The sequence below is a fragment of the Streptosporangium sp. NPDC000563 genome, assembly GCF_040299985.1.
GTDB lineage: Bacteria > Actinomycetota > Actinomycetes > Streptosporangiales > Streptosporangiaceae > Streptosporangium.
Map to the genome: position 1 here is coordinate 207275 of NZ_JBEPDA010000006.1, position 21880 is coordinate 229154.

Genomic DNA, 21880 nt, shown 5'->3' on the forward strand with positions numbered 1-21880 from the left:
TCAGCCGTGGTGGCCGCGTTCCTCGGCGAGGCGGTGCGGCACCCGCGCCAGCCGCAGGAAGGTCACCAGCCCGACACCGCCGACGAGGTTGCCCATGACGGCCCAGCCCAACGCCGCCAGCCAGTCCAGGTAACCGAACGGAGCCCGGCCGGTGATCAGGGCGGTGAACATCAGGATCGAGTCCAGCACGCTGTGGAACAGCTGACCGCCGGCCAGCAGAGCGCCGAACAACACGGCGGGCACCAACCGGACCCCGAGATCGTCGGTGGCGTGCTGCATCCGGGTCATCAACGTGATCACCATGCCGGCCAGCACCGCGAGAGAGAACGAACGCAGGTTCGTCCCCAGAGCCGCGAAGTGGGTGCCGGCCTCCACGGCGGTCGGATGCAGCCCGGGAAAGGCCTGCATGATCAACCAGGCGATTCCCCACCCGCCGGCCAGGTTGGCCACCAGTGACACCGCCCACAACCTGGCCAGTCCACTCAAAGATCCGTGGCGGGCCGCGACCGCGGCCACCGGTACCAGGAAGTTTTCGGTGAACAACTCGCTACGGGCCAGCAACAGCGCGACGAAACCGATGCTGAACGCCGACCCGGCCAGAATCGCCGACCCGGTCGCCTCCTTGACCAGCAGGTACGCCAGCACCCCGGTACCGACGTCGATCCCGCCCAGCAGGCCGGTCACCACCAGTGTCGGCCACGGCCGGGCCAGCCGCGCGGAACCCTCGTTGACCAGACGGTCGAAGGCGTCCTCAAGCTCGGGCTCCGGCTCCACCGGAGGCTGCGTCAGCCCGTCGTCATGGCGATGACCGGACTCCGAAGGCTCGCTCACCGAGACGGCATGCCCCGTGCGCCAGTCGCCACTCCGACCTCGGAGAACAATGGAACAGCCAATAACGGCGGGTGGTCGTGAGCCCGGCCAAGGACCCTTCGAACCCGACGTTCCGATCCGTGATGGTGAGCGCGTGCCGCGTCGTCGCGCTTCGGCGGCGATGTCCGATCGGTGCGGCTGACGGTCGACTCGGGGTGGGCCGGGGCATATGCGGAACGCGGGACCGGGTCCGCCGCACGTCCGAGATCGGTGAACCCGCGCGGGACGGGTCAGAGGCGAGGGCGGGCGCCGAGGTGCGAGATGGCCCGGGAGGCGAGGTGGCAGCCGGAGGCGAGGGCCTCGGCCGGGGGCTTGCCGCCCAGCCATGCCGGGAGGAAGCCCGCGGTGAAGGCGTCACCGGCGCCGGTGCCGTCGACCACGCGCTCGATGGCCTCGGCGGGGACCTGGATCGGTTCGGGGCGGTTGTTGGCGTACCAGAGCGCGCCCTCGTCGCGGAGCTTGACGACGACCTGCGGGAACCAGGCGGTGAGGACCTTGGCGGCCGCGGAGGGGTCGTCGCGGCCGGTCAGGACCTTCGCCTGGTCGGCGTTGGCGAACAGCAGCTTGGCGCTCTGCGTCCACTCCAGGAAGGGCTCGGCACCGGTGCGCTCCAGGGGAGCGGAGGAGGAGCAGTCGACCGAGACGGACATCCCCGCACGGCGGGCCATCTCCAGGGCGGCCCTGCCCGCGTCGCGGGAGCCCTCGTTGATCAGGGTGTAGCCGGACAGGTGCAGGTGCCCGCCCTGGGAGAACAGGTCGCGGGGCAGGTCCTCGGGCGACAGCGCCGCGTTCGCGCCGGGGTCGGACAGCATGGTGCGCTCGCCCTTGTGGGTGACGAGCACCACGCAGGTGCCGGTCGGGCGCTCGGGATCCATGACGAGACGGGCGTCGACGCCGTACCCCATCAGCTCCATGTCGCGGTTACGGCCCGTGATGTCGGCGCCGCGCCGCCCGATGAAGGCGACCTCGGTGCCCTCGACGGCGAGCCAGGAGGCGATGTTGGCACCCGAACCACCGCCGTGCATGGTGACGATCGCCGGTGTGTCACTGGCCCGGGCCAGCGGGTAGCGAGCCCGCGCGACCGCGTCGGTCATGAGATCGCCCACCACGACCACCCGCGTCATGATGTCACCACCTTGCTGCCTTCGATGCCGACCTGCCTCTAGACATGCTTCAAGCCATACCTCTGGCTGTGCCTGTAACCGCGAAAAACTTAACAGCTTCCGGCCAGCGTATGGGGCCTTGACCGGACACCGCACCACAGTCGATGCACAAGCGTTGCGCGAATTCGCCCGAGTGGTCTGTTATGTGAGATTCACGTCTACTCTCGGGACTGTGGAGGCTGCTCAGTATCCCGCTCACTGGGAGGCGGACGTCGTTCTGTCGGACGGTGGAACCGCCCACGTACGCCCGATTCGGCCCGCCGACGCCGACCGGTTGCGTTCCTTCTACGGTCGGTTGTCCGACGAGTCGATCTACTTCCGCTTCTTCGGCCCCCGGCCGCGGCTGTCGGAGCGGGAGATCACCTGGTTCACCAACGTCGACTACGACAGCCGGGTGGCGTTGATCGCCACGATCGGCACCGAGATGGTGGCGGTCATCCGCTACGACCGGATCGAGCCCGGTGAGGCGGAGGTCGCCTTCCTCGTCGAGGACGCCCACCAGGGCCGAGGAGTCGCCTCCGTGCTCCTGGAACACCTGGCCGCCACCGCGAGGGAGAAGGGGATCGCCCGCTTCGTCGCCGACGTGCTGCCCGCCAACCAGAAGATGATGGCGGTGCTCAAGCAGGTCGGCTACACCGCGCAGAGCCGCTTCGCCGACGGCGTGGTGAGGATGACCCTCGACCTCACCCCGACCGAGACCGCCCAGGAGGTGACCGCCTCCCGCGAGCACCGTGCCGAGTCCCGTTCCATCGAGCGGTTGCTCTCACCCGGTTCGGTGGCGGTCGTGGGAGCGGGCCGGGAACCGGGCGGCGTCGGCCAGACCGTGTTGCGCAACCTGCTCGGCGCCGACTTCACCGGCCCGGTCTACCCCGTGCACCGCGAGGCGCGGGCCGTCGCGGGGGTGCGGGCCTATCCGAGCGTGACGGCCATCGACGGCGAGGTGGACCTCGCCGTGCTCGCGGTGCCCGCCGACGGGGTGATCGACGTGGTCAAGGAGTGTGCTGAGAAGGGCGTACGCGGGCTGATCGTGGTCTCCTCCGGATTCGGGGAGACCGGTCGGGAGGGCCGGGCGAGGCAGGACGAGCTGGCGCGCATCGCCCGCGCGTACGGCCTGCGGGTCGTCGGTCCCAACTGCCTCGGCATCGCCAACACCGACCCCGCGATACGGCTGAACGCCACGCTCGCCGCCACCCTCCCCGGCCTCGGGCGGGTCGGGTTCTTCAGCCAGTCGGGCGCCCTGGGCACCGCGCTGCTGCAGCGGGTGGCCCAGCGCGGCATGGGCATCTCCTCGTTCGTCTCGGCGGGCAACCGCGCCGACGTGTCGGGCAACGACCTGCTGCAGTACTGGGAGGAGGACCCGCGGACCGACGTGATCCTGCTCTACCTGGAGTCGCTGGGAAATCCGCGCAAGTTCGCCCGCCTCGCGCGGCGCATCTCGCGCCGCAAGCCGATCGTGGTCGTCAAAAGCGGTGGTACCACCCAGAACGTGCCCACCGGCCACGCGGCACCCGTGCTCGGCCTGCCGGACACCGCGCTCAGCGCGCTGTTCGAGCAGGCGGGGGTGATCAGGGTCGACGACCTGATCCAGCAGTTCGACGTGGCGCAGCTGCTCGCCTACCAGCCGCTGCCCGCCGGGCCCAGGGTGGGACTGGTCAGCAACTCCGACGCGATGGCGCTCCTCGCGGCCGACGCCTGCGTGCGGGTGGGCCTGGAGCCCCGCCCGCCGGTCAACCTCGGCGCGCGGGCCTGCGCGGAGGAGTTCGGCACGGCGCTCACCTCGGTGATCCCGGACGTGGACGCCGTGGTCGCGATCTACATGCCGCCCATCCCCGGCGACGGGGCGGAGGTCGCCGCCGAGTTGCTGCGCGCCTCCCGCGACTGCGGCAAACCGGTGCTCGCCACCTTCGAGGGCAGGATCGGCATGCTCGACGAGCTGCGGGTCGGCACCGCACCCGGCAGGGGCTCCATCCCCTCGTACGCCGCACCGGAGGAGGCGGTCCGAGCGCTCGCCCACGTCGTGCGGCACGCGCGCTGGCTGGAGCAGCCCGCGGGACTGCCCGAGGAGATCGAGGGCATCGACTCCGGCGCCGCGCGGGACCTCGTGCTCGCGACGCTCGCGGACGCCCGTGCCGAGATCGACGCGTCGGAACTGCTCGCCTGCTACGGGGTGGAGGTCTGGCCGTCGCAGACGGTGGGGTCGCCGCGGGAGGCGGTCAAGGTGGCGTCGAAGCTCGGCTGGCCGGTCGTGCTGAAGGCCGCGGGTCCCGAGGCGGCCAAGCGTGCCGGGACCGTACGCCTCGGGCTGTCCGGTCCCGACGGGGTGCGTGACGCCTACGCCGACCTGAAGCGCCAGCTCGAACCCGGTGCCGTGCTCGCGGTGCAGCGTATGGCCCCGCAGCCCGCGGTGCCGACCGTGGCCGGCGTGATGGACGACCCCGCCTTCGGCGCGGTGGTCTCCTTCGGGCTCGGCGAGATCACCGCGCGGTTGCTGCGCGACGAGGCCTACCGTCTGGCCCCGCTGACCGGGGAGGACGCCGCGGCGCTGGTGAGGTCGCCGCGCGCCGCGCCCCTTCTTCTGGGCGAGTACGGCTACCCGCCGGTCGCCGTCGAGGCACTGGAGGACCTGCTGGTCCGGCTCGGGCGGCTGGCGGACGATCTTCCCGAGGTGGCGCGGCTCACCCTGGACCCGGTGCTGGTGGGAGAGTCGGAGGTGATCGTGCTGGGTGCCCGTGCCGTGCTCCGCAGTCACGAGGGCCCGCGCCCGGACGGCGGTCCCCGGCGCCTCGGCTAGCGCACCTGCCGCTTCGTCGCCGCTCGGCGGTCACATCCGATCCGGCGCGAGGGCCGGGGCACTCCGGGGCACGTACGGAACGCGGGGCTGACCCGTCCGCCGGGTCGCGGGGATGATCTGGACCGTGCTGGCGACGGTGGCGGGCGCGGGACCGGTCTCCATGACGTTGCCCGTGCCGGGATCGACCATGTCCATGCCGTCCTGGGCGGCATTGGCGGCATGGGCGGCTCTGCCGGACGCGGTGAGCGTTCCCGAGGCGTTCCGCGACACGGCCACGCCGACCGTGATCCGGGGGAGCTGGAATCCGGGTGCCACCAGGTCGCGCGTGTCGCAGTCGACGATTCCCGCCGTGATCCGGCATCTCCAGCCCGCACCCGAGGCGCGCACCGGGGTCAGGCCCGTGGGGAAGTAGTAGGTGACCCTGGTCGGCCGGGTGATCCCGGCGGAGTCGGGTCTCGCGGTGACGTCGATGGAGAAGGTGCCGCTGTCACCCGCCTCGAACGGGCCGTCGTGGACCGTGGTGAGGATCAGGTCGCCGGGGAAGCCCGCCCCGGAGAGGGACGGGCCGACGGTGGTCGCCGCCGCGGTCGTCATGACGGCCGTCACGACGGTCACCGGGACGGCCGCGACGAGGCGCGAGAGGCCGCTACGCCATGCCGGCCGGGTCAGGCCCCGCGAGGTCGGCCGGCGCGGCCGGGGCCGGCTCGGCGGGTCGGGCGGCGCCGGGACGGACCGTCCTGCTGAGTCCTGATCTTCTCCGGCCATGTTCTCTCGCCCCCTGTTCCGGTAGGGATTCACCGTTTCCCATTCCGGAGTGATGAAAAATCCCAGATATATGAACAAAGTGGGAAATGTGCAGAATCGCCCATTGTTGCTGCTCAGGACGCCGCACACCCCCGCCCGCTACCGCTCCCGGTAACCCGGAAAGGGTCGCGTCAAACCGGGCGGAGGGGAAAGTCGCGGCCGGCAACGGAGACCCGGCGGCTCCGGGATCACCCCCCGATGCCGCTTTCACGGCCGGAAAAGGTGAGGGCGAATCGCATCACGATTTGCACCGCGGGCCGAAGCTCACGTACTCCCGGTGAAAGCGCCGCCCCGGACAGGGCAGGATGGACCCATGAGGGAAACCCGACTCTCGTCCGCCGGCCTGCGCGACGCCATCGACCGCAGTGGCTACTATCCCGACCTGGTCGCCGACGCGGTCGAGTCCGCGCTCGGCAAGGAGCAGGTGGGCGCCTACGTCGTGCACCACGAGGCCACCTTCGACCCGGCCATGGAGGTGCGCAGGCATGTCACCGTGCTGGTGCTCTCGCCCACCCGGCTGCTCGTCTGCCACACCGACGAGCATCCCGCGGTGGAGGGGGTCTCGGCCTCCCACGCCTCCACGACCACCGAGGCCGTGCGCCTCAGCCGAATCCAGTCGGTCGCGGTCACCCGGGTCGTCCCCGACCCCGCCTCCTACGTGCCGGGGGTGCCGCCCACGGAGGTCACGCTCACCATCGGCTGGGGAGCCATCTCCCACGTCGATCTGGAGCCGGCCACCTGCGGCGACGAGAACTGCGAGTCCGACCACGGATACACCGGCGCCATCACGGCCGACGATCTCTCCCTGCGGGTGAGCGAGGCGGCGGACGGACCGGAGGCCGTCTCCCACGTGCTGGCCTTCGCCAAGGCACTGTCGGAGGCCACCGCTCGCACCGCCTCGTGAACCCCCTGGTCCCCGCGTACGGGACGGCCTCGCTCGCGGACCTGTCCGCCTCGCTGCTCGCCGCGGTCGGGGTGGGCGGCGACAACCCGCTGGACCTCGCCCCCGCCGAGCGGGTCCTGCTGTTCCTCGTCGACGGGATGGGCGCCGAGCTGCTCCGCGCCCATCCCGGCGTCGCGCCGTTCCTGTCGTCCATGTCCGGCGGGGTGCTCACCGCGGGCTTCCCCGCCACCACCGTGACCAGCCTGAGCACCCTCGGCACCGGCCTGCCGCCGGGCGGGCACGGCATGCTCGGCTACCAGCTCGCCGTTCCCGGCGCCGGTTACCTGCTCAACTGCCTGCGCTGGACCGCCCCCGGCCCTCTCGTCGAGCCCGGCGCGTGGCAGCCGGCCCCCACCGTCTACGAGCGCGCGGCGGCGGCCGGCGTCCGGGTCAGCTATGTCGGGCCTGCCAGGTTCGAGACCACCGGTTTCAACAGGGCCGTCTATCGGGGCGTACGCTTCGTCGGGGCCGACGAGGTCGACGACCGGATCGCCGGGGTCCGCCACGCGCTGGCCGAGCCCCGGGCCCACGTCTCGGTCTACTACGGCGATCTCGACTCCACCGGCCACGTCGCCGGCTGGGGCTCCCCGGCCTGGCTCGACCAGCTCGCCCGGGTCGACCGGATGGCCGAGCGGCTGGCGGAAACGCTCCCGCCGGGCTCGGCGATGTACGTCACCGCCGACCACGGCATGATCAACGTCACCGATCGCGTCGACGTCGACACCCTTCCCGCGCTGCGCGAGGGCGTCGCCATGCTCGGCGGGGAGAGCAGGGCCCGCCATCTCTACACCGACCCCGGCGCCTCGGCGGCGGTCCTCGACACCTGGCGCGAGGTCCTCGCGGGAAAGGCATGGGTGGCCTCCCGGCAGGAGGCGGTCGAGTCCGGCTGGTTCGGGCCCGACGTCCGCCGCGAATGGCTGCCCAGGATCGGTGACGTCCTCGCCGTTCCCTACACCGACTGCGCCATCGTCGCCTCGGTCGCGGAGCCGCACGAGGCGAACTTCCTCGGCTGTCACGGCTCGCTGACCCCCGCCGAGCAGTACGTTCCCCTTCTGGAGACGAGCACCCGCTGACATCCGCCCCGCGGCTGAATTCGGGGTCCGCACGCTGGAGGCATTTTCGATGAATCCGTTGATCACCACCGCCGAGCTGGCGGACCTGGCCGAGGTGAGCGTCCTCGACGTGCGCTGGAAGCTCGCCGTCTCGCCCACCGGGCCGGCCGGGATCGACTCCTACCGCGAGGGGCACATCCCCGGCGCCGTCTTCTGCGACCTGGAGACCGACCTGACGGCCCATCCCGGGCAGGAGGGTCCGGCATGGGGGGGTGGCCGTCATCCGCTGCCCTCCGCCGAGGACTTCCAGGAGGCGATGCGCCGGCTCGGCGTGTCCGGCTCCCGTACCGTCGTCGTCTACGACGGAGCCGACTCCACCGCGGCCGCCGCCCGCGCCTGGTGGCTCCTGCGCTACTTCGGCCACCCCGACGTGCGGGTCCTCGACGGCGGCCTGCGCGCCTGGATCTCCGAGGGCCTGCCGGTCTCCACCGAGGAGAGCGGTCCCGAAACCGGCGACTTCGAGGCGCGGCCGGGCGGGATGCCGCTGCTCGACGCCACGGAGGCCGGCGCACTCGCCGCCGACGGGGTGCTGCTCGACGCCCGTGCCGCCGAGCGCTACCGGGGCGAGGTCGAGCCGATCGACCCGGTCGCCGGGCACATCCCGGGCGCGGTCAGCGCCCCCACCGGTGAGAACGTCGACGCCTCCGGACGCTTCCACCTGCCGGAATTCCTGCGCGAACGCTTCAACACCCTGGGCGCGGTCCCCGGGGTCGCGGTCGGCGCCTACTGCGGGTCCGGCGTGACGGCGGCGCACGAGGTGCTGGCCCTGGAGGTGGCCGGCGTCCCGGCCGCGCTCTACGTCGGGTCGTGGTCGGACTGGGTGACCGACCCCTCCCGGCCGGTCGCCACCGGCTGACCGTCACCGGCCTTGCGGGGCCTGTCATCACCGGGTGACCACTGCGGGCACCTTGAGGCGCTGGCATAAAGATCGTGACGTGGTCACGCTGAGCAAGATCCGGTTCCTGATCGGAGACCCAGGTGTCAACGATGATCGTCGGTTTTGGACATCTCGGTCGTGTTCGCCCTCGTCGCGAACAGGTGGTCCACGCCGGTTGTCTCCACCCAGGCGCAGTGAGACGAGGGCGATGTCACTCACGTGCGGAGTCGTCGATCTGCACCGGGTATCCGGCGTTCAACGCGGCGACGGTCGAGGGCGGGGTGATGACGTCGGCCGGTCCCCGTACGGGCCGTGGGTGGCGGGTCCGGTAGCCCTCGAACGTCCATTCGACCAACCGGGGGCCGACGACAACGGCGGGGGTGGTGCCGAACCGGACGAAGGTGCCGTCGGGCAGGCAGGCCCAGGGCACCTCGTGGACACGCCTCTGGCGCGTGCCCCGGACGAGCCGCTCGTCGTGCAACCGCCGATTCATCGCCCGGGCGGACGGCACGTCGCCCCCCGCACCCTCGGCCCAGGCGAAGCGGTAGGCGTTGTAGCTGTCCCTGCGGCATTCCGCGCACGGGCGATGCCCGGCCGCCAACGAGACGGCCTCGTCATGGAAATACAGAAAGGTGTAGTGATCGGGGCGCCACTGCTCCTGCCGCCGCCCCTTGAAGCTGAGCGCACAGGTGATCCACAGGTCACCCGCGTGGAAGCGGACGATGCGCTCGCCCGAATGGACGATGCCGCGGTTACCCGTCCAGGCGCCGCGCAGCGAGATCGCCACGATGTCCCCCATGGGGGTGACCCGGTTACAGGAAGGCGCCACGTGGTGTCCTTTCACCAGAGCCCGTGAGAGTCCGGCATACCGGTCGGGCCTCACCATCATGGCCGGGGGCGAGGCCGCGTGTCCTGATCGATCACGACACCGCACGACGTTTGGAGGGCTGCTGAAGATCTTGTTCCTGTGGTGGTGCTCTCGGCCGGTCGGGGAAGCGGGTCCGCGCTGCTCAGAGCGGATCTGCTCCGGGCAGATCGTGTCGACGCCGATCCTGGCGGCGCCACATGATGGGCGCATGAGTGAACAATCGAAACCCCCGCTGTTCGACGCGCGGGTGAGAGGCCAGCTTTACGAGCGGCGTGTTCTCGTTCTCGACGGGCCTCTCGACGACGACAACGGCACGTTGCTCGCCACGCAGTTGATAGCACTCGCCACGCAGGACGCGTCGACCGATATCGCACTGTGGATCCACTCCCCGGGCGGTTCGGTTCCGTCGATGCTCGCGATCCGTGACGTCATCCGGCTCATCCCCTGTGACGTGTCGACCCTCGTGCTGGGCATCGCCTACAGCGCCGGGCAGTTCCTGCTGTCCTCGGGCGCCCGAGGGAAGCGCCGCGCCCTGCCGCACTCACGTGTCCTGATGCACCAGGGTTCGGCCGGGATCGGCGGCACCGCGGTCGACATCGAGCTGCAGGCAGGCGACCTGCGGCACACCCGCGACACGGTGCTCGGTCTCATCGCCGAGGACACGGGCCAGCCTGTGGAGCGCGTATTCGAGGACTCACTGCATGATCGCTGGTACACGGCGCAAGAAGCGCTGGACTACGGCTTCATAGACACGATCGTCCAGAGCTTCGAGGAAATCGCGCCGCACGATCGCCCTCGGCTCGGATTCGGCGTCACCGAAGGAGCCGCCCGGTGACCACGTACACGATCCCCAACGTCATCGCCCGGGATTCTCGCGGCGAGCGGATCATGGATGTCTACTCGCACCTGCTCACCGAGCGAATCGTCTATCTGGGAACCGCGATCGACGCGGGTGTCGCGAACGCGCTCATCGCGCAGCTCATTTTCCTGGAGTCGGACAACCCTGACTCCCCCATACAGTTCTATATCAACTGTGAGGGCGGGGATCCGAGCGCGATGCTCGCGATATACGACACCATGCGCTATATCCGCCCGCGGGTCGAGACGACATGCATTGGGCAGGCCATCGCGGTGGGCGCCGTCCTTCTCGCTGCGGGCGCCGAAGGAAAACGTGCCGCCCTCCCGCACGCACGGGTGATCTTGCATCAACCGGCAGCTCAGGGGCGCGGAACGATCCCCGATCTCATCCTGCAGGCCGACGAGGTCGTACGTGTGCGGGCGGACATCGAGCGCATACTGTCGCGGCACACGGGCCAGACCATCGAGACCCTGCGTGCCGACACCGATCATGACCGGGTGTTCACCGCGACGGCGGCCCTGGAATACGGGCTCCTCGATCAGATCATCGAGGAGCATTCACCGGGTCGTGCGTGATTCCGGAGGCCACGTCAGGCGGCCAGGGCGTACGCCGCCGAGCAGGTGGCACCTCTCGGTGTGCTGCTCTGAGCGGGCCGCAGGCTCTCGGCGACGGCAAGGGTCAGATCGAACAGGGTGACGTCCAGCGCGCCGGCGACCGCGGCGATCATTTCGCTCGACGGCTCCTTGACGCCCCGTTCCATCTCGGAGAGATACTGCGGTGAGACGCCGGCGCGATGCGCCGTCTCGCTCAACTTCTCGCCCCGCTCGTGACGAAGATCTCTGAGACGCTCGCCGAGCGCGTGCCGCCACAGCGGTTCGCGAGCCGGAGACGGCTTGGGATCGGTCCGATCGATCGCCGGAGACGGCGGCGGGACAGAGGAGGCCATGTCTCACCATAAATAGACGACGCGTTCGAGTTCTGCCGGCTTCGCGCAGAGCGGAACGGGTGAAAACCGTGACCCGTCTGGTTTTGCCGTCCTCTGCCTGCCGCTCCCCACGGGAAGACCTACAGCTCTTCGCCGATCGTCGCGGACGGGCGATCCCTCCCGACAGGCCAAGGCGGCTCATCCCCGCGGCCGAAGCAGACGAAGCCCGCCACACCGGTCCTCCCTCCCGCGACGGCCAGCGCCCGCGCGGGCGGGTCGCCGGCGGCGAGCGCCTCGTGGAAGGCGGTCATCAGCGCGAGCGTCTCCTCGTCGCGCACCGGCACCAGGCTCGCCACCACGCACCGCGTCCCCAGCGACAGGAACGTACCCGCGAGCCCCAGGGGCGCCCCGTCCGCGGGGGCGTGCGCCATTCCCGCGTCACACGCCGACAGCACCACCAGAGCGGGCGGGGTGCGCAGCCGCAGCAGGTCGTACGCCATCAGCGGGCCGTCGTCGAGGTCGATGCTCGACAGCAGCGGGCTGCGCGGGGAGAACATCCCGTGCGCTGCCAGGTGGGCCACGTCGGCCCGTTCCAGCGCCGCCATCACCTCCGCCCGCCGCGCCGCCACCCGCTCCGTGCCTCGATGGCACTCGACGACCATGCGGGCCTCGGCCTCCGCGTACCGCAGTCCCGGTCCGGCCACCGCCATCGGCACCGCCTCCTCCCTCCCGTCCCGTACGGACGGCACACGCCGCCCTGCCAGCCAGGCGGCGGCGCTGGCCGCCACGGTCACCGGCCGATCGGCGTTCATCGGCAGCAGCGGCCAGGGCAGGGTGTGCAGCGTCCCCGTCGGCACGACCACCAGTGGCCGGTCGGCCAGCCGATCACGCAGCGGGCCGAAGAGGAGCCGCTCCAGCTCCGTGGCCTCCGCGCCGGGCTCGGGGGCACTCCCGTCGAGCAGGTGTGTCCTGCGCAGCCCGTACCGGAGGCGGACGGTGGCCTCGGCGACGGCGGAGAACGGGCCGAGGCGGCGCAGCGTCATCCGGTCCCGGGTGACCACGACGGCGGCCAGGTCGCTCTCGTGGCGGACGAACTCCACCAGGACCGACTCCCCGAGCGCGGCCCGCAGCGCGGCCGGTCGGGGTGCGAGCGGCCGGCCGGCGCCCCCGGTGACCGCCCGCCACCGTTCGGCCCAGGCCAGGACCGCGTGGCCCCGCCCGGTCCGCATGGCGAGGGCGAGCCCGAAGCGGGCCAGCGGCTCACCCGCCCTGGCGGCGTGCGCGCGTACCACCGGATCCTCGAACGTCCTCGTCTCGGTGCCCACCTCCGCCAGACCGGCCAGCACCGCGGCGAACGCTCCCCGCCGGTCTCCCGCCAGGGCACGTAGCAGCGCCGCCGCGTGCAGGGCGACCATTCCGCGGCCCGGGCGGGAGAGCAGGGCGAGCTGGTGCTCGGCGGAGGGCCGGTCGCCCAGTCCGAGGGAGACCTCGGCGACGGTGAGCCTGAGCGCCTCCGAGGTGTCTCGGTGCCCGGCGGCGCCGAGGGCGTCGGCACACGAGAGCATCGTCGCCGCCAGTTCCGCCGTGGGCGACTCCAGCGCGAGCCGGGTCCGCAGGAGGATCTCCTCGGCGACCGGCACCAGGATCGTCCGCCCCTGCGCGGTCAGCTCGCGGGCGGCCAGGTCCGCGCTCTCCCTCGCACGATGCGGGTCACCGGTGCGCAGCTCGACCCTGGCGAGCAGCAGGAGGGCCTCGGCCAGCGCCGTCCCGGCGCCCGCCGCGGCGAGTTCTGGAACCGCCGCCTCCAGCAGGACCCGTGCCTCGCCGGGCAGATGGGCGGAGATCAGGGCCTCGGCCAGGTCGCAGCGCACCGTCGCCAGCCGCTCCGGGTAGCCGACCAGGACGCTCTCCGCGCGCCGGTAGGCGCCGAACGCGGCGGGCAGGTCGCCGCGCCGTGCGGCCAGGAACGGCAGGTTGCCCTCGGCGAGCGCGAGAACGTGTTCCAGGCCCGCGCTCCTCGCCAGCTCCGCGCACCGGCTCAGGTCGGCCTCCGCCGCCCCCAGCTCTCCGAGGAACACCCGGGCGAGCCCGCGGTTCAGCATCGCCCCGGCCAGGAACCTGACATCGCCGCCGAGGACCCGCACGGCCCGGTCGCAGTGGTCGACGGCCTCGCGGTAGCGGCCGAGCCGCGCCAGGGCCACGGCCCGGTGCACGTCGAGCTTGCCCACCTCCGCCGGGGTGAGCCCGGGCTCGGCGTCGGCGGCGAGGGCGAGGGCCTGCTCCGGATGACCCAGCTCGGTACGGACGTGGACCAGTGACAGCCGCGCCTGGGCCGCCCGGTGCGGCAGCCCCGCCGAGAGCGCGATCCGGACCGCCCGGCGCAGGTGCTCCTCGGCGAACGGCAGGTCGCCCAGCTCGCGCGCCGCCACCGCCGCCGCCCTGTGCGCCACCGCCTCCGTCTCGCAGTGCCCGCACCCCGCGAGGCGCTCCGCGGGCCCGCCGCCCTCCGGCCCCTCGTCCTGTGACGCGCCGATCTCCGGCTCTCCGCTCCTCGCCGCGCCGCCGGCCGGGGCATCCGCCCGGCAGGACGCGGCAAGCGAGGCGAGCACACTGCGGGCGAGAGCGAGGGCGCGGGCCGGGTCGCTGCCCGAGAGGTCGAGTGCGTGCTCGGCGTCGGTGAGCGCTTCCTGGAAGGTCACCTACGGGCGGATCCGGGTCCAGGTGGTGACCACGGGGGAGCACTCGGGCCGGTGGCACACCACGCTGAACCAGCCCGGCGGCAGGCCGGTGACGGCGAACTGGCCCGTCGGGGACAGCACACGCGACTCCGTGAGGTGCAGGGTACGGATCTCGACCAGCGTGCCAGCCTCGGGGCAGGGGGAGATCTGGCCCGCGAGGTCGACCAGGCCGTCCAGGGAGGTGACCTCCAGCTCCACCGTGAGTTCGGTCGCGGTGAACCTCAGCAGCCGTGTTTCCTCGGTGGACCGGACGCCTCGCGGCACGGGTGTGACCACGGGACGGGCGTGGACGGCGCCGGGCAGCCGCAGGCCGAAGGCCGCGTGGGCCGCGGCCGTCACCCGCGCGGGCACCGGGTCACTTCCCGACGCCAGGCGCAGCGCGGCTATCAGGGACTCGTCGTCGATCGCCGCCGGATGTCGCGTCACGATGTCGCCTCCCGGGCGATGAGCATGGTGCGGAGTCGGTTCAGGCAGCGGCCCCTGGTGGGGCCGTAGCTGCCGCTGGGCATGCCCAGACGCCCGGCCAGCTGGTGGACGCCCGCGTCGGGGGCCGTCGCCATCAGCCGGAACAGCGACCGGCACGGCTCGTGCATCTCGTCGACGGCCTGCCACAGACGGCGGCCCTCGTCGGCGCTCAGCACGGCGAGCGCCGGATCGGCGTGGGCGGCGCCCGCCGGGGCGGACCACGCGTGCTCGCCGTCGGAGAGGTCGGCGACCAGCCGCTCGCCCCGGTGCCGGCGGCTCAGGAGGGACGCCTCACGCTTGGCCGTGGTGAACAGCCAGGAGCCGATCCTGTCGGGGTCACGGATGGTGTGCAGGCTCTCCAGCAGCCGCAGCCAGGTGCCCTGCACCGCGTCGGCGGCGTCCGCCGGGCTGAGGTCGTAGGCGCGCACGGCCGACCACAGCAGGCCCGTGAAACGGGTGACCAGCGCGTCCCAGGCCGCCTGGTCGTCCACCGGCACGGCGTCGATCGCGCGCTGGTCGCTCACCGGCACCTCCGGAATCGCGGAGAACACTTTACGTGTCCGAGTGAATGCTCTGGGTGAGACTTTAGCCAGGCGTGGGCACCGCGACTCCCAAATCGGGGATCCGCCTGGTCTTCGCCGGGTCGAGGACGTGTTTGACGGCCTCCTGCGCGGACCGGTCCGCGCACGCGGCGGCGATCGCCCCGCTCACCAGGGCGGTGGCGAAGGAGGTCCCGCTCCAGCGCGCGTAGCCGTTGAACGCCCCGTGTTCGAGGAAGGTGCTGGACAGCCACTCACCGCGGGCACACGCGTCCACCCACGCTCCGTACGCCGAGAACGGGGCCCTCGCCCCGCCGTCCGGGTCCAGTGCCCCGACGGCGATCACCCCGGGTGACGCGGCGGGCCAGAAAGGGCGGTCGGAGGCGGTGTTGCCCGCGCAGGCCACCGTGACCGTACCGGTGAGTGCTTCCAGGGCGGCCTCCACGAGCGGGGAGGGGCGGTCGTCGAAGGTGTGCCCGCCGAAGGACAGGTTGAGCACCTGCGGCGGGTCGGCCCGCAGCCGCTCCAAAAGGTGCAGCAGCCCGGCCTCGTCCCCGACGCCGTGGCCGTCCAGCACCCGGATCGGCCGCAGCCGCGCCGACGGGGCCGACCGCAGGATCAGCCCGGCGATGAACGTGCCGTGCCCCGCCTGGAGGTCCAGTTCGCCGTCGCCGTCGGAGTCGGGCACCTCGTCGGCCTCCCGGCCCCGCTCCAGGAACCACGGGCTCCCCTGCCACCACGGGTGCTCGGCCAGGCCGGTGTCGGCGAGCACCACCGTCACGGCGCCCGCCGCGCGCCCGGTGGGGGCGGGGTCGGGCGCCGGGAGGGCGGCGCTGGGGAAGGGGCGGGAGGCGGGGCCCCCGAAGTAGAGCGGCTGGCCCGTCAGGATGTGGTTGGGAGAGGCGCGCACGCCCCGCGCCCGTACCGACGCCACCAGGTCGCAGACGTCCACGCCCGGAGACAGGCGCACCCGGTGGATTCCCCCGATCTCGGTGACGGCGTCGGCCCAGCGGGCGGTGGCAGCGAGGCCCGCGGCGTCGGTCAGCAGTTGACCTTTTCTGATCAGGGCGGGCGAACCGGGGATGGGTTCGACCCGTTCTATGCCGGTGTTCATCTGGTCCTCCGGGGGGCGATCACCAGGTGATGGGGTTTTCTTCATTCCCGAGGATGCCCTGGCCAAGTGCCCACGGCACAACATCTCGGTATGACCCCCCTCTGGTGCGACGTCACGACCGACGGTAGTCTCTCCTTCAGTCACTTGTGATCATCCTGGTATGAGGCCGTTGGGGAAGGCGCACCTCGTACGAAACGGGAGGTCCGGTGTCTGCTCGTGGCGTGCTTTACGTCCACTCAGCTCAGCCTGCGCTGTGCCCTCATATTGAATGGGCGGTCGCAGGTGTCCTTGGCGTGCCCGTAGACCTGACCTGGACTCCGCAGCCCGCCGCGCCCGGTCACGTGCGCGCGCAGGCCGAGTGGGAGGCCCGTGTCGGTACCGCGGCGGCCATCACCTCGTCGCTGATGGGCTGGCAGCGGATCCGCTTCGAGATCACCGAGGACGCCTCACCGGGTGCCGACGGGACCCGGCACGCCTACACCCCCTCCCTCGGCGCCTTCACGGCCGTGGTCGGGGCCAACGGCGACATCCTGATCCCGGAGGACCGGCTGCGCTCCGCCATGCTGATGGCCCGTCAGGGCCGCGTGGTGCTGGAGGAGGAGCTCGATCGCCTGCTGGGCAAGCAGTGGGACGCCGAGCTCGAGTCGTTCCGCTACGCGGGCGAGGGCGCTCCGGTCCGCTGGCTGCACGCCGCCGTCTGAGCGGGCACGCCCCCACGGGGGCACGTTCGCTCTCTCGCGGCGGACGACCGTCCCGGACACGGGTTTGGAACGTGCCCTGCGCCTCCTCCCTGCGCGGGGAAGGGCGCAGGGAGGACGGGCGAGCCCCCACCGGCGGGACCGGCGGGGGCTCGTCGAACGACCGTCAGAGGGGGATGTTGCCGTGGGCGCCCCTGGCGGGGGTCGCCTGGGCCAGGACCCTGGCGATGGCGCCCCTGGTCTCCTCGGGCTTGATCACCTCGTCGATCACGCCGAGCTCGATGGCCCGGTCCAGGCCGCCCGCGAGGATCTCGTGCTCCTCGGCGAGCCTGGCCTCCAGGGCGGCGCGCTCCTCCTCGGGGGCGGCGGCGAGCTCGCGGCGTTTGAGGACGCGGACCGCGGCGATCGCGCCCATGACCGCGATCTGGGTCGTCGGCCAGCCGAACACCTTGGTCGCGCCCAGCGAGCGGGAGTTCATCGCGATGTAGGCGCCGCCGTAGGCCTTCCTGGTCACCAGGGTGATCCGCGGCACGGATGCCTCGGCGAAGGCGTGCAGGAGCTTGGCGCCACGGCGGACCACGCCGTCGTGCTCCTGCCCGACGCCGGGCAGATAGCCCGGAACGTCCACCAGGACGATCAGCGGCACCCCGAAGGCATCACACATGCGAACGAACCGGGCCGCCTTCTCCGCGGAGGCGGAGTCGAGGCAGCCGCCCAGGCGCATCGGGTTGTTGGCCACCACGCCCACGGTCCGGCCCCCGAGGCGGCCCAGGGTGGTGACGATGTTGGGTGCCCACTTGGCGTGCAGCTCCACGCCGGGCTCATCCAGCAGGCCCGTGACGAGCGGCTTCACGTCGTAGGCGCGGCGCACGTTGTCGGGCAGCAGGCCGGAGAAGTCGATCTCCTCGACCCCGGTGCGCACCCGGCCCTGGTGGCCGAGCAGCACCGCCAGGCGGCGGGCCCGCAGGTAGGCGTCGGTCTCGGTCTTGGTGACCACGTGGACGACACCGCTGCGCTTGCTGTGCGGCTCGGGGCCGCCCAGGGCGGCCATGTCGATCTGCTCGCCGGTGACGCTGCGGACCACGTCGGGACCGGTGACGAAGATGCGGCCCTCGTCGGCCAGGATCACGATGTCGGTCAGCGCCGGGCCGTACGCGGCGCCGCCCGCCGCGGGACCGACGACCACGGACAGCTGCGGGACCACGCCGGAGGCGCGGGTCATCGCGGCGAAGACGCGGCCGACCGCGTGCAGCGACTCCACGCCCTCGGCGAGGCGGGCACCGCCGGAATGCCAGACGCCGATGACGGGAACCCGCTCGCGGACCGCGACGTCGTAGGCGTGCACGATGTGCTCGCACCCCTCGCTGCCCATCGCACCGCCCTGGACGCGGGCGTCACTGACGAACACGACGACCGGAACACCCTCCACGCGGCCCGTCGCGGCGAGCACGCCGCTGCGGTCGACCGGTGAGATCAGCCGGATCGAGCCCTCGTCGAGCAGAGCGGAGAGACGCACCTGAGGGTCACGGGGATCGAGAGGCTCCGGTGTCGTGTCCTCGCGGCTCTCACCGTCCTTGCTGTCCTTGCTGTCCTCGCTCACCAGTCCCTTGTCGAGCACGGTCATCGCGAGCCCCTGTCAGACGCTGGTGAAGGCCACGGCGACGTCGTGCCCGCCGAACCCGAAGGAGTTGTTGATCGCGGCGATCTGACCGTCCGGCAGGGCGCGCGGCTCTCCGCGCACGATGTCGACCTCGATGCCGTCGTCGAGGTCGTCCACGTTGATGGTTCCGGGCGCGCGCCGCTCGTGCAGCGCGAGGACGGTGAAAACGGACTCGATACCGCCGGCGCCGCCGAGCAGGTGACCGGTCATCGACTTGGTGCCGCTGACCAGCGGGTGACCGCCGATGACCTCCTTGATGGCCATCGTCTCCACCACGTCACCCGCGGGGGTGGAGGTGGCGTGCGCGTTCACGTGCTTGATGTCGGCGCCGGTGAGACCGGCGTCCTCCAGGACGCGGCGCATGGCCAGCATGACCCCGGCGCCGGTCGGCTCCGGCTGCGCGATGTGGTGGGCGTCGGCCGAGTAGCCGACCCCGGCGGCCACGGCGTAGATCGTGGCGCCGCGGGCGAGGGCGTGCTCCTCGGACTCCAGGACGAGAATGCCGGCGCCCTCGCCGAGGACGAAGCCGTCACGGCCCTTGTCCCACGGCCTGGAGGCGCGCTGCGGCTCGTCGTTGCGGGTGGACATGGCGCGCATGGCCGCGAAGGACCCGATGTTCAGCGGGTGGATGGCCGCCTCGGTGCCGCCGGCCACGACCACGTCGGCCCGGCCGGAGCGGATCATCTCGATGGCGTACCCGATCGACTCGGCGCCGGTGGCGCAGGCGCTCACCGTGGCGTGGACGCCGGCGCGCGCGCCGACCTCGATGCCGATCCAGCCCGCCGAGCCGTTCGGCATCAGCATGGGAACGGTGAACGGTGAGAGCCGCTTCCAGCCCTTCTCCTTGAAGGTGTCGTAGGCGGCGAGGATCGTGGTGATGCCCCCGATGCCGCTGCCCACGACGACGCCGAGCCGCTCGGGGTCGACCTTGTCGATCGCGGCGTGCGCCCACGCCTCGCGGGCCGCGACGAGTGCGAACTGCTCGGCACGGTCCAGCCGCCTCGACTCCGGCCGGGGCAGAACCTCGGTCGGGTCGACGGCGGAAAAGGCGGCGAACTTCACCGGGACGGAGTCCACCCAGTCGGCGGTGATATCACTGACCCCCGACTGACCGGCGAGGAGCGCCGACCAGGTCGAGGCGACGTCTCCACCGAGGGGCGTGGTCGCGCCGAGCCCGGTGACGACGACACGTACCTGGTCTGTACTCACTGCTGCGCTCCTTGTGAATCGCTGGTCAATCTGGGCTGGGGGATAAGCGGGAACGTCTCAGTTCTGGATGAAGTTGATGACGTCCTTGACGGTCTTGAGGTGCTTGAGCTGGTCGTCCGGGATCTCGACGCCGAACTCGTCCTGAGCGGCGACGGCGATCTCGACCATGGACAGCGAGTCGATGTCGAGGTCGTCGACGAAGCTCTTCTCCGGGGTGACCTCGGTGGCCGGGATCCCGGTGATCTCGTTGATGATCTTGCCGATGCCGGCGAGGATCTCCTGCTCGGTCAGAGCCATGTCGCGTGTTCTCCTTGGAATCGTGGTTCTTCTGGTTTCCCGTGCGGCGGGGCCGCGCGGAAGCTCTAGGGGATCTCGATGATCTGGCCCGCGTAGGTCAGGCCCGCGCCGAAGCCGAGCAGCAGGGCGAGCCCGCCCGCCTGGACCTCGCCGCGCTCGATCATCCGGGACAGGGCGAGCGGGATCGAGGCGGCGGAGGTGTTGCCCGCCAGGACGATGTCCTTGGCGACGACGGCGTTGTCCGCGCCGAGCTTGCGGGCGATCGCCTCGATGATGCGGAGGTTGGCCTGATGGGGTACGAAGGCCGCGAGGTCGGCCGGGTCCACCCCGGAACGCTCGCAGATCTCCTTGGCGACGGGGTGAAGCGCGGTGGTCGCCCAGCGGAACACGGTCTGGCCCTCCTGGTGCAGGAAGGAGTCGCGGTCCTTGATGATGATCGCGTCGAACTTGTCGCCGGCGCTGCCCCACACCACGGGGCCGATGCCCGGGGTGTCGGAGGGGCCGACGACCGCGGCGCCCGCGCCGTCGGCGAAGATCACCGCGGTGGCCCGGTCGGTCCAGTCGATCCACTGGGAGAGCTTCTCGGTGCCGACGACGAGCACGTGGGTCGCCGAGCCCGCGCGGATCGCGTCGTTGGCGACCGCGAGCGCGTAACAGAAGCCCGAGCAGGCGGTGTTGACGTCGAAGGCGCCGGGGGCGTCGATGCCCAGCCGGGTGGCCACCCGGCCGGCGGCGTTGGGGATCTGCGTCTCCAGCGTGCAGGTGGCGACGATCACCAGGTCGATGTCGGAGGCCGCCAGGCCGCTCGCGGCGAGGGCCTTGCCGCCCGCCTGCACGGCCAGGTCGATCTCGGACTCGTTGTCCGGGGCGATCCGGCGCTCCTTGATGCCGACACGGCTCTGGATCCAGGCGTCGTTGGTCTCCATGGTCGCCGACAGGTCGTCGTTGGTCACCACGTTGGAAGGCTGGTAGTGGCCGAAGGCGAGGATCTTCGCGCCGGGCGCGCCCTGTGAGGTCTTCATTCCTCGGTCACCGCTCCTTGTTCGACTCAAGGGCGGCTCGCGCGGCCTCCAGGTCGTCGGGGGTCTTCAGGGCGACGGTCGTCACCCCGTGCAGAGCACGCTTGGCCAGGCCGGTGAGCGTGCCGCCGGGGACGAGCTCGATCATCGTGGTGACGCCGAGCTCGGCCATCGTGGCCATGCAGGCGTCCCAGCGCACCGGGTTGGCGACCTGGGTGACCAGGCGCTCCATGAACTCGGCGCCGCTGGTGACCGCCGACCCGTCGCTGTTGGACAGCAGCGTGACGGCGGGATCGGCCGGTGTGACGTCCGCGGCGGCCTCGCGCAGACGGCCGACCGCGGAGGCCATGTGGACGGTGTGGAACGCGCCGGCGACCGAGAGTTCCCTCACTCTCGCCCGCGCGGGCGGCTCGGCCTTGAAGGCCGCCAGCTGCTCCAGCGTGCCGCCGACCACGATCTGCCCGGCGCCGTTGATGTTGGCGGGGGTGAGTCCCTTGTCGGCGATGGCGGCGAGGACCTCCTCCTCGACGCCGCCGAGGACGGCGGACATGCCGGTCTCGGTGATCGTCGCGGCCTTCGCCATGGCCTGGCCGCGCTCGCGGACGAGGCCGACGGCCTGCTCGGGGGTGATCACCCCGGCCAGCGCGGCGGCGGTGAACTCGCCCACGCTGTGCCCGGCGACGATGTCGGGGGAGGCCCCCAGCACCTCGGCGACGGCGAGCCCGGCGGCTACGAGGAGTGGTTGCGCGACGGCCGTGTCACGGATCTCGTCCGCGTCCGCGGTGGTCCCGTAGGCGATCAAATCGAGGCCGGCCAGCTCCGACCAAGCGGTCAGTCGATCGGCCACGCCCGGTAGTTCGAGCCATGGACCGAGAAAGCCTGGAGTCTGGGCACCCTGGCCCGGAGCGACGATGACGAGCACAAAATCC

The 21880-nt window shown here is 71.8% G+C and carries 21 protein-coding genes; 7 read left to right on the top strand and 14 right to left on the bottom strand.

All coding sequences use genetic code 11. From position 1 onward, the window contains the following. Together ABT352_RS18010 and ABT352_RS18015 are read right to left on the bottom strand one after the other, a co-directional pair. Entirely contained in the window at positions 1 to 831 is an 831-nt protein-coding gene (locus tag ABT352_RS18010; protein WP_350945961.1) for a formate/nitrite transporter family protein, read from the bottom strand. 269 nt (positions 832 to 1100) lie between these two features. Then, a complete protein-coding gene (locus ABT352_RS18015; protein ID WP_350945962.1) occupies positions 1101 to 1994 on the bottom strand; it encodes a carbohydrate kinase family protein in 894 nt (297 codons plus the stop codon). A gap of 211 nt (positions 1995 to 2205) precedes the next feature. Here ABT352_RS18015 and ABT352_RS18020 point away from each other — a divergent pair, with 211 nt between their 5' ends. After that, a complete protein-coding gene (locus tag ABT352_RS18020) occupies positions 2206 to 4824 on the top strand; it encodes a bifunctional acetate--CoA ligase family protein/GNAT family N-acetyltransferase (protein ID WP_350945963.1) in 2619 nt (872 codons plus the stop codon). Between the two features lie 30 nt (positions 4825 to 4854). Here ABT352_RS18020 and ABT352_RS18025 read toward each other — a convergent pair whose 3' ends face one another. Beyond that, positions 4855 to 5430 carry a hypothetical protein gene (locus ABT352_RS18025; protein ID WP_350945964.1) on the bottom strand — a complete coding sequence of 192 codons (576 nt, stop codon included), beginning with the start codon at positions 5428 to 5430 and terminating at the stop codon, positions 4855 to 4857. 511 nt (positions 5431 to 5941) lie between these two features. Between ABT352_RS18025 and ABT352_RS18030 the strand changes: the two genes are divergently transcribed. The 3 genes from ABT352_RS18030 to ABT352_RS18040 are packed head-to-tail and all read left to right on the top strand — an operon-like array spanning position 5942 to position 8539. Beyond that, on the top strand, positions 5942 to 6532 hold the full coding sequence (locus ABT352_RS18030; protein WP_350945965.1) for a DUF5998 family protein: 591 nt from the start codon (positions 5942 to 5944) through the stop codon (positions 6530 to 6532). Beyond that, a complete protein-coding gene (locus ABT352_RS18035; RefSeq protein WP_350945966.1) occupies positions 6529 to 7644 on the top strand; it encodes an alkaline phosphatase family protein in 1116 nt (371 codons plus the stop codon). Before ABT352_RS18030 ends, ABT352_RS18035 begins: the two co-directional genes overlap by 4 nt. Before the next feature lie 49 nt (positions 7645 to 7693). Beyond that, positions 7694 to 8539, top strand: a complete 846-nt coding sequence (locus ABT352_RS18040; RefSeq protein ID WP_350945967.1) for a sulfurtransferase — start codon at positions 7694 to 7696, stop codon at positions 8537 to 8539. Between the two features lie 232 nt (positions 8540 to 8771). Here the strand turns inward: ABT352_RS18040 and ABT352_RS18045 are convergent, their stop codons facing one another. Beyond that, positions 8772 to 9389 (bottom strand): hypothetical protein, encoded by a 618-nt coding sequence (locus tag ABT352_RS18045; protein WP_350945968.1) that lies wholly within the window; start codon positions 9387 to 9389, stop codon positions 8772 to 8774. Between the two features lie 208 nt (positions 9390 to 9597). Between ABT352_RS18045 and ABT352_RS18050 the strand changes: the two genes are divergently transcribed. Continuing rightward, the gene (locus ABT352_RS18050) at positions 9598 to 10263 is read left to right on the top strand and encodes a ClpP family protease (RefSeq protein ID WP_350945969.1); all 666 of its coding nucleotides are present in this window, start codon (positions 9598 to 9600) and stop codon (positions 10261 to 10263) included. Beyond that, a complete protein-coding gene (locus tag ABT352_RS18055) occupies positions 10260 to 10862 on the top strand; it encodes a ClpP family protease (RefSeq protein WP_350945970.1) in 603 nt (200 codons plus the stop codon). The genes ABT352_RS18050 and ABT352_RS18055 overlap by 4 nt, the downstream gene beginning before the upstream one ends. 14 nt (positions 10863 to 10876) lie before the next feature. Here ABT352_RS18055 and ABT352_RS18060 read toward each other — a convergent pair whose 3' ends face one another. The 5 genes from ABT352_RS18060 to ABT352_RS18080 form a co-directional block, all read right to left on the bottom strand. After that, positions 10877 to 11233, bottom strand: a complete 357-nt coding sequence (locus tag ABT352_RS18060) for a helix-turn-helix domain-containing protein (RefSeq protein ID WP_350945971.1) — start codon at positions 11231 to 11233, stop codon at positions 10877 to 10879. Positions 11234 to 11352: 119 nt separating this feature from the next. Continuing rightward, positions 11353 to 13911: a CHAT domain-containing protein gene (locus ABT352_RS18065; RefSeq protein ID WP_350945972.1), complete on the bottom strand. Its 2559-nt coding sequence runs from the start codon at positions 13909 to 13911 to the stop codon at positions 11353 to 11355. After that, the gene (locus tag ABT352_RS18070) at positions 13912 to 14376 is read right to left on the bottom strand and encodes a hypothetical protein (RefSeq protein WP_350945973.1); all 465 of its coding nucleotides are present in this window, start codon (positions 14374 to 14376) and stop codon (positions 13912 to 13914) included. Continuing rightward, the gene (locus tag ABT352_RS18075; RefSeq protein ID WP_350945974.1) at positions 14373 to 14939 is read right to left on the bottom strand and encodes an RNA polymerase sigma factor; all 567 of its coding nucleotides are present in this window, start codon (positions 14937 to 14939) and stop codon (positions 14373 to 14375) included. The genes ABT352_RS18070 and ABT352_RS18075 overlap by 4 nt, the downstream gene beginning before the upstream one ends. A gap of 61 nt (positions 14940 to 15000) precedes the next feature. Next, complete coding sequence (locus ABT352_RS18080; protein ID WP_350945975.1) at positions 15001 to 16068, bottom strand: S8 family peptidase; 1068 nt, start codon at positions 16066 to 16068, stop codon at positions 15001 to 15003. 206 nt (positions 16069 to 16274) lie between these two features. Here ABT352_RS18080 and ABT352_RS18085 point away from each other — a divergent pair, with 206 nt between their 5' ends. Beyond that, entirely contained in the window at positions 16275 to 16769 is a 495-nt protein-coding gene (locus ABT352_RS18085; protein WP_344918407.1) for a DUF3145 domain-containing protein, read from the top strand. Positions 16770 to 16932: 163 nt separating this feature from the next. Here ABT352_RS18085 and ABT352_RS18090 read toward each other — a convergent pair whose 3' ends face one another. From ABT352_RS18090 to ABT352_RS18110, 5 genes are all read right to left on the bottom strand, one after another. Next, positions 16933 to 18390 (bottom strand): acyl-CoA carboxylase subunit beta, encoded by a 1458-nt coding sequence (locus ABT352_RS18090; RefSeq protein ID WP_350945976.1) that lies wholly within the window; start codon positions 18388 to 18390, stop codon positions 16933 to 16935. A gap of 12 nt (positions 18391 to 18402) precedes the next feature. Next, on the bottom strand, positions 18403 to 19635 hold the full coding sequence (gene fabF / locus ABT352_RS18095) for a beta-ketoacyl-ACP synthase II (RefSeq protein ID WP_350945977.1): 1233 nt from the start codon (positions 19633 to 19635) through the stop codon (positions 18403 to 18405). Between the two features lie 57 nt (positions 19636 to 19692). Then, positions 19693 to 19932, bottom strand: coding sequence for an acyl carrier protein (locus tag ABT352_RS18100; protein ID WP_350945978.1), 240 nt, complete (start codon positions 19930 to 19932; stop codon positions 19693 to 19695). Between the two features lie 65 nt (positions 19933 to 19997). Then, positions 19998 to 20954 carry a beta-ketoacyl-ACP synthase III gene (locus ABT352_RS18105; RefSeq protein WP_350945979.1) on the bottom strand — a complete coding sequence of 319 codons (957 nt, stop codon included), beginning with the start codon at positions 20952 to 20954 and terminating at the stop codon, positions 19998 to 20000. 7 nt (positions 20955 to 20961) lie between these two features. Continuing rightward, positions 20962 to 21873 carry an ACP S-malonyltransferase gene (locus ABT352_RS18110; protein ID WP_350945980.1) on the bottom strand — a complete coding sequence of 304 codons (912 nt, stop codon included), beginning with the start codon at positions 21871 to 21873 and terminating at the stop codon, positions 20962 to 20964. Between the last annotated feature and the right edge of the window lie 7 nt (positions 21874 to 21880).

Bases quoted from the DNA above. Each gene is read 5' to 3' on its own strand.
- ABT352_RS18080 (WP_350945975.1), bottom strand. From the start codon at position 16,068: ATGAACACCGGCATAGAACGGGTCGAACCCATCCCCGGTTCGCCCGCC.
- ABT352_RS18100 (WP_350945978.1), bottom strand. From the start codon at position 19,932: ATGGCTCTGACCGAGCAGGAGATCCTCGCCGGCATCGGCAAGATCATC.
- ABT352_RS18040 (WP_350945967.1), top strand. From the start codon at position 7,694: ATGAATCCGTTGATCACCACCGCCGAGCTGGCGGACCTGGCCGAGGTG.
- ABT352_RS18015 (WP_350945962.1), bottom strand. From the start codon at position 1,994: ATGACGCGGGTGGTCGTGGTGGGCGATCTCATGACCGACGCGGTCGCG.
- ABT352_RS18090 (WP_350945976.1), bottom strand. From the start codon at position 18,390: ATGACCGTGCTCGACAAGGGACTGGTGAGCGAGGACAGCAAGGACAGC.
- ABT352_RS18060 (WP_350945971.1), bottom strand. From the start codon at position 11,233: ATGGCCTCCTCTGTCCCGCCGCCGTCTCCGGCGATCGATCGGACCGAT.
- ABT352_RS18105 (WP_350945979.1), bottom strand. From the start codon at position 20,954: ATGAAGACCTCACAGGGCGCGCCCGGCGCGAAGATCCTCGCCTTCGGC.
- ABT352_RS18030 (WP_350945965.1), top strand. From the start codon at position 5,942: ATGAGGGAAACCCGACTCTCGTCCGCCGGCCTGCGCGACGCCATCGAC.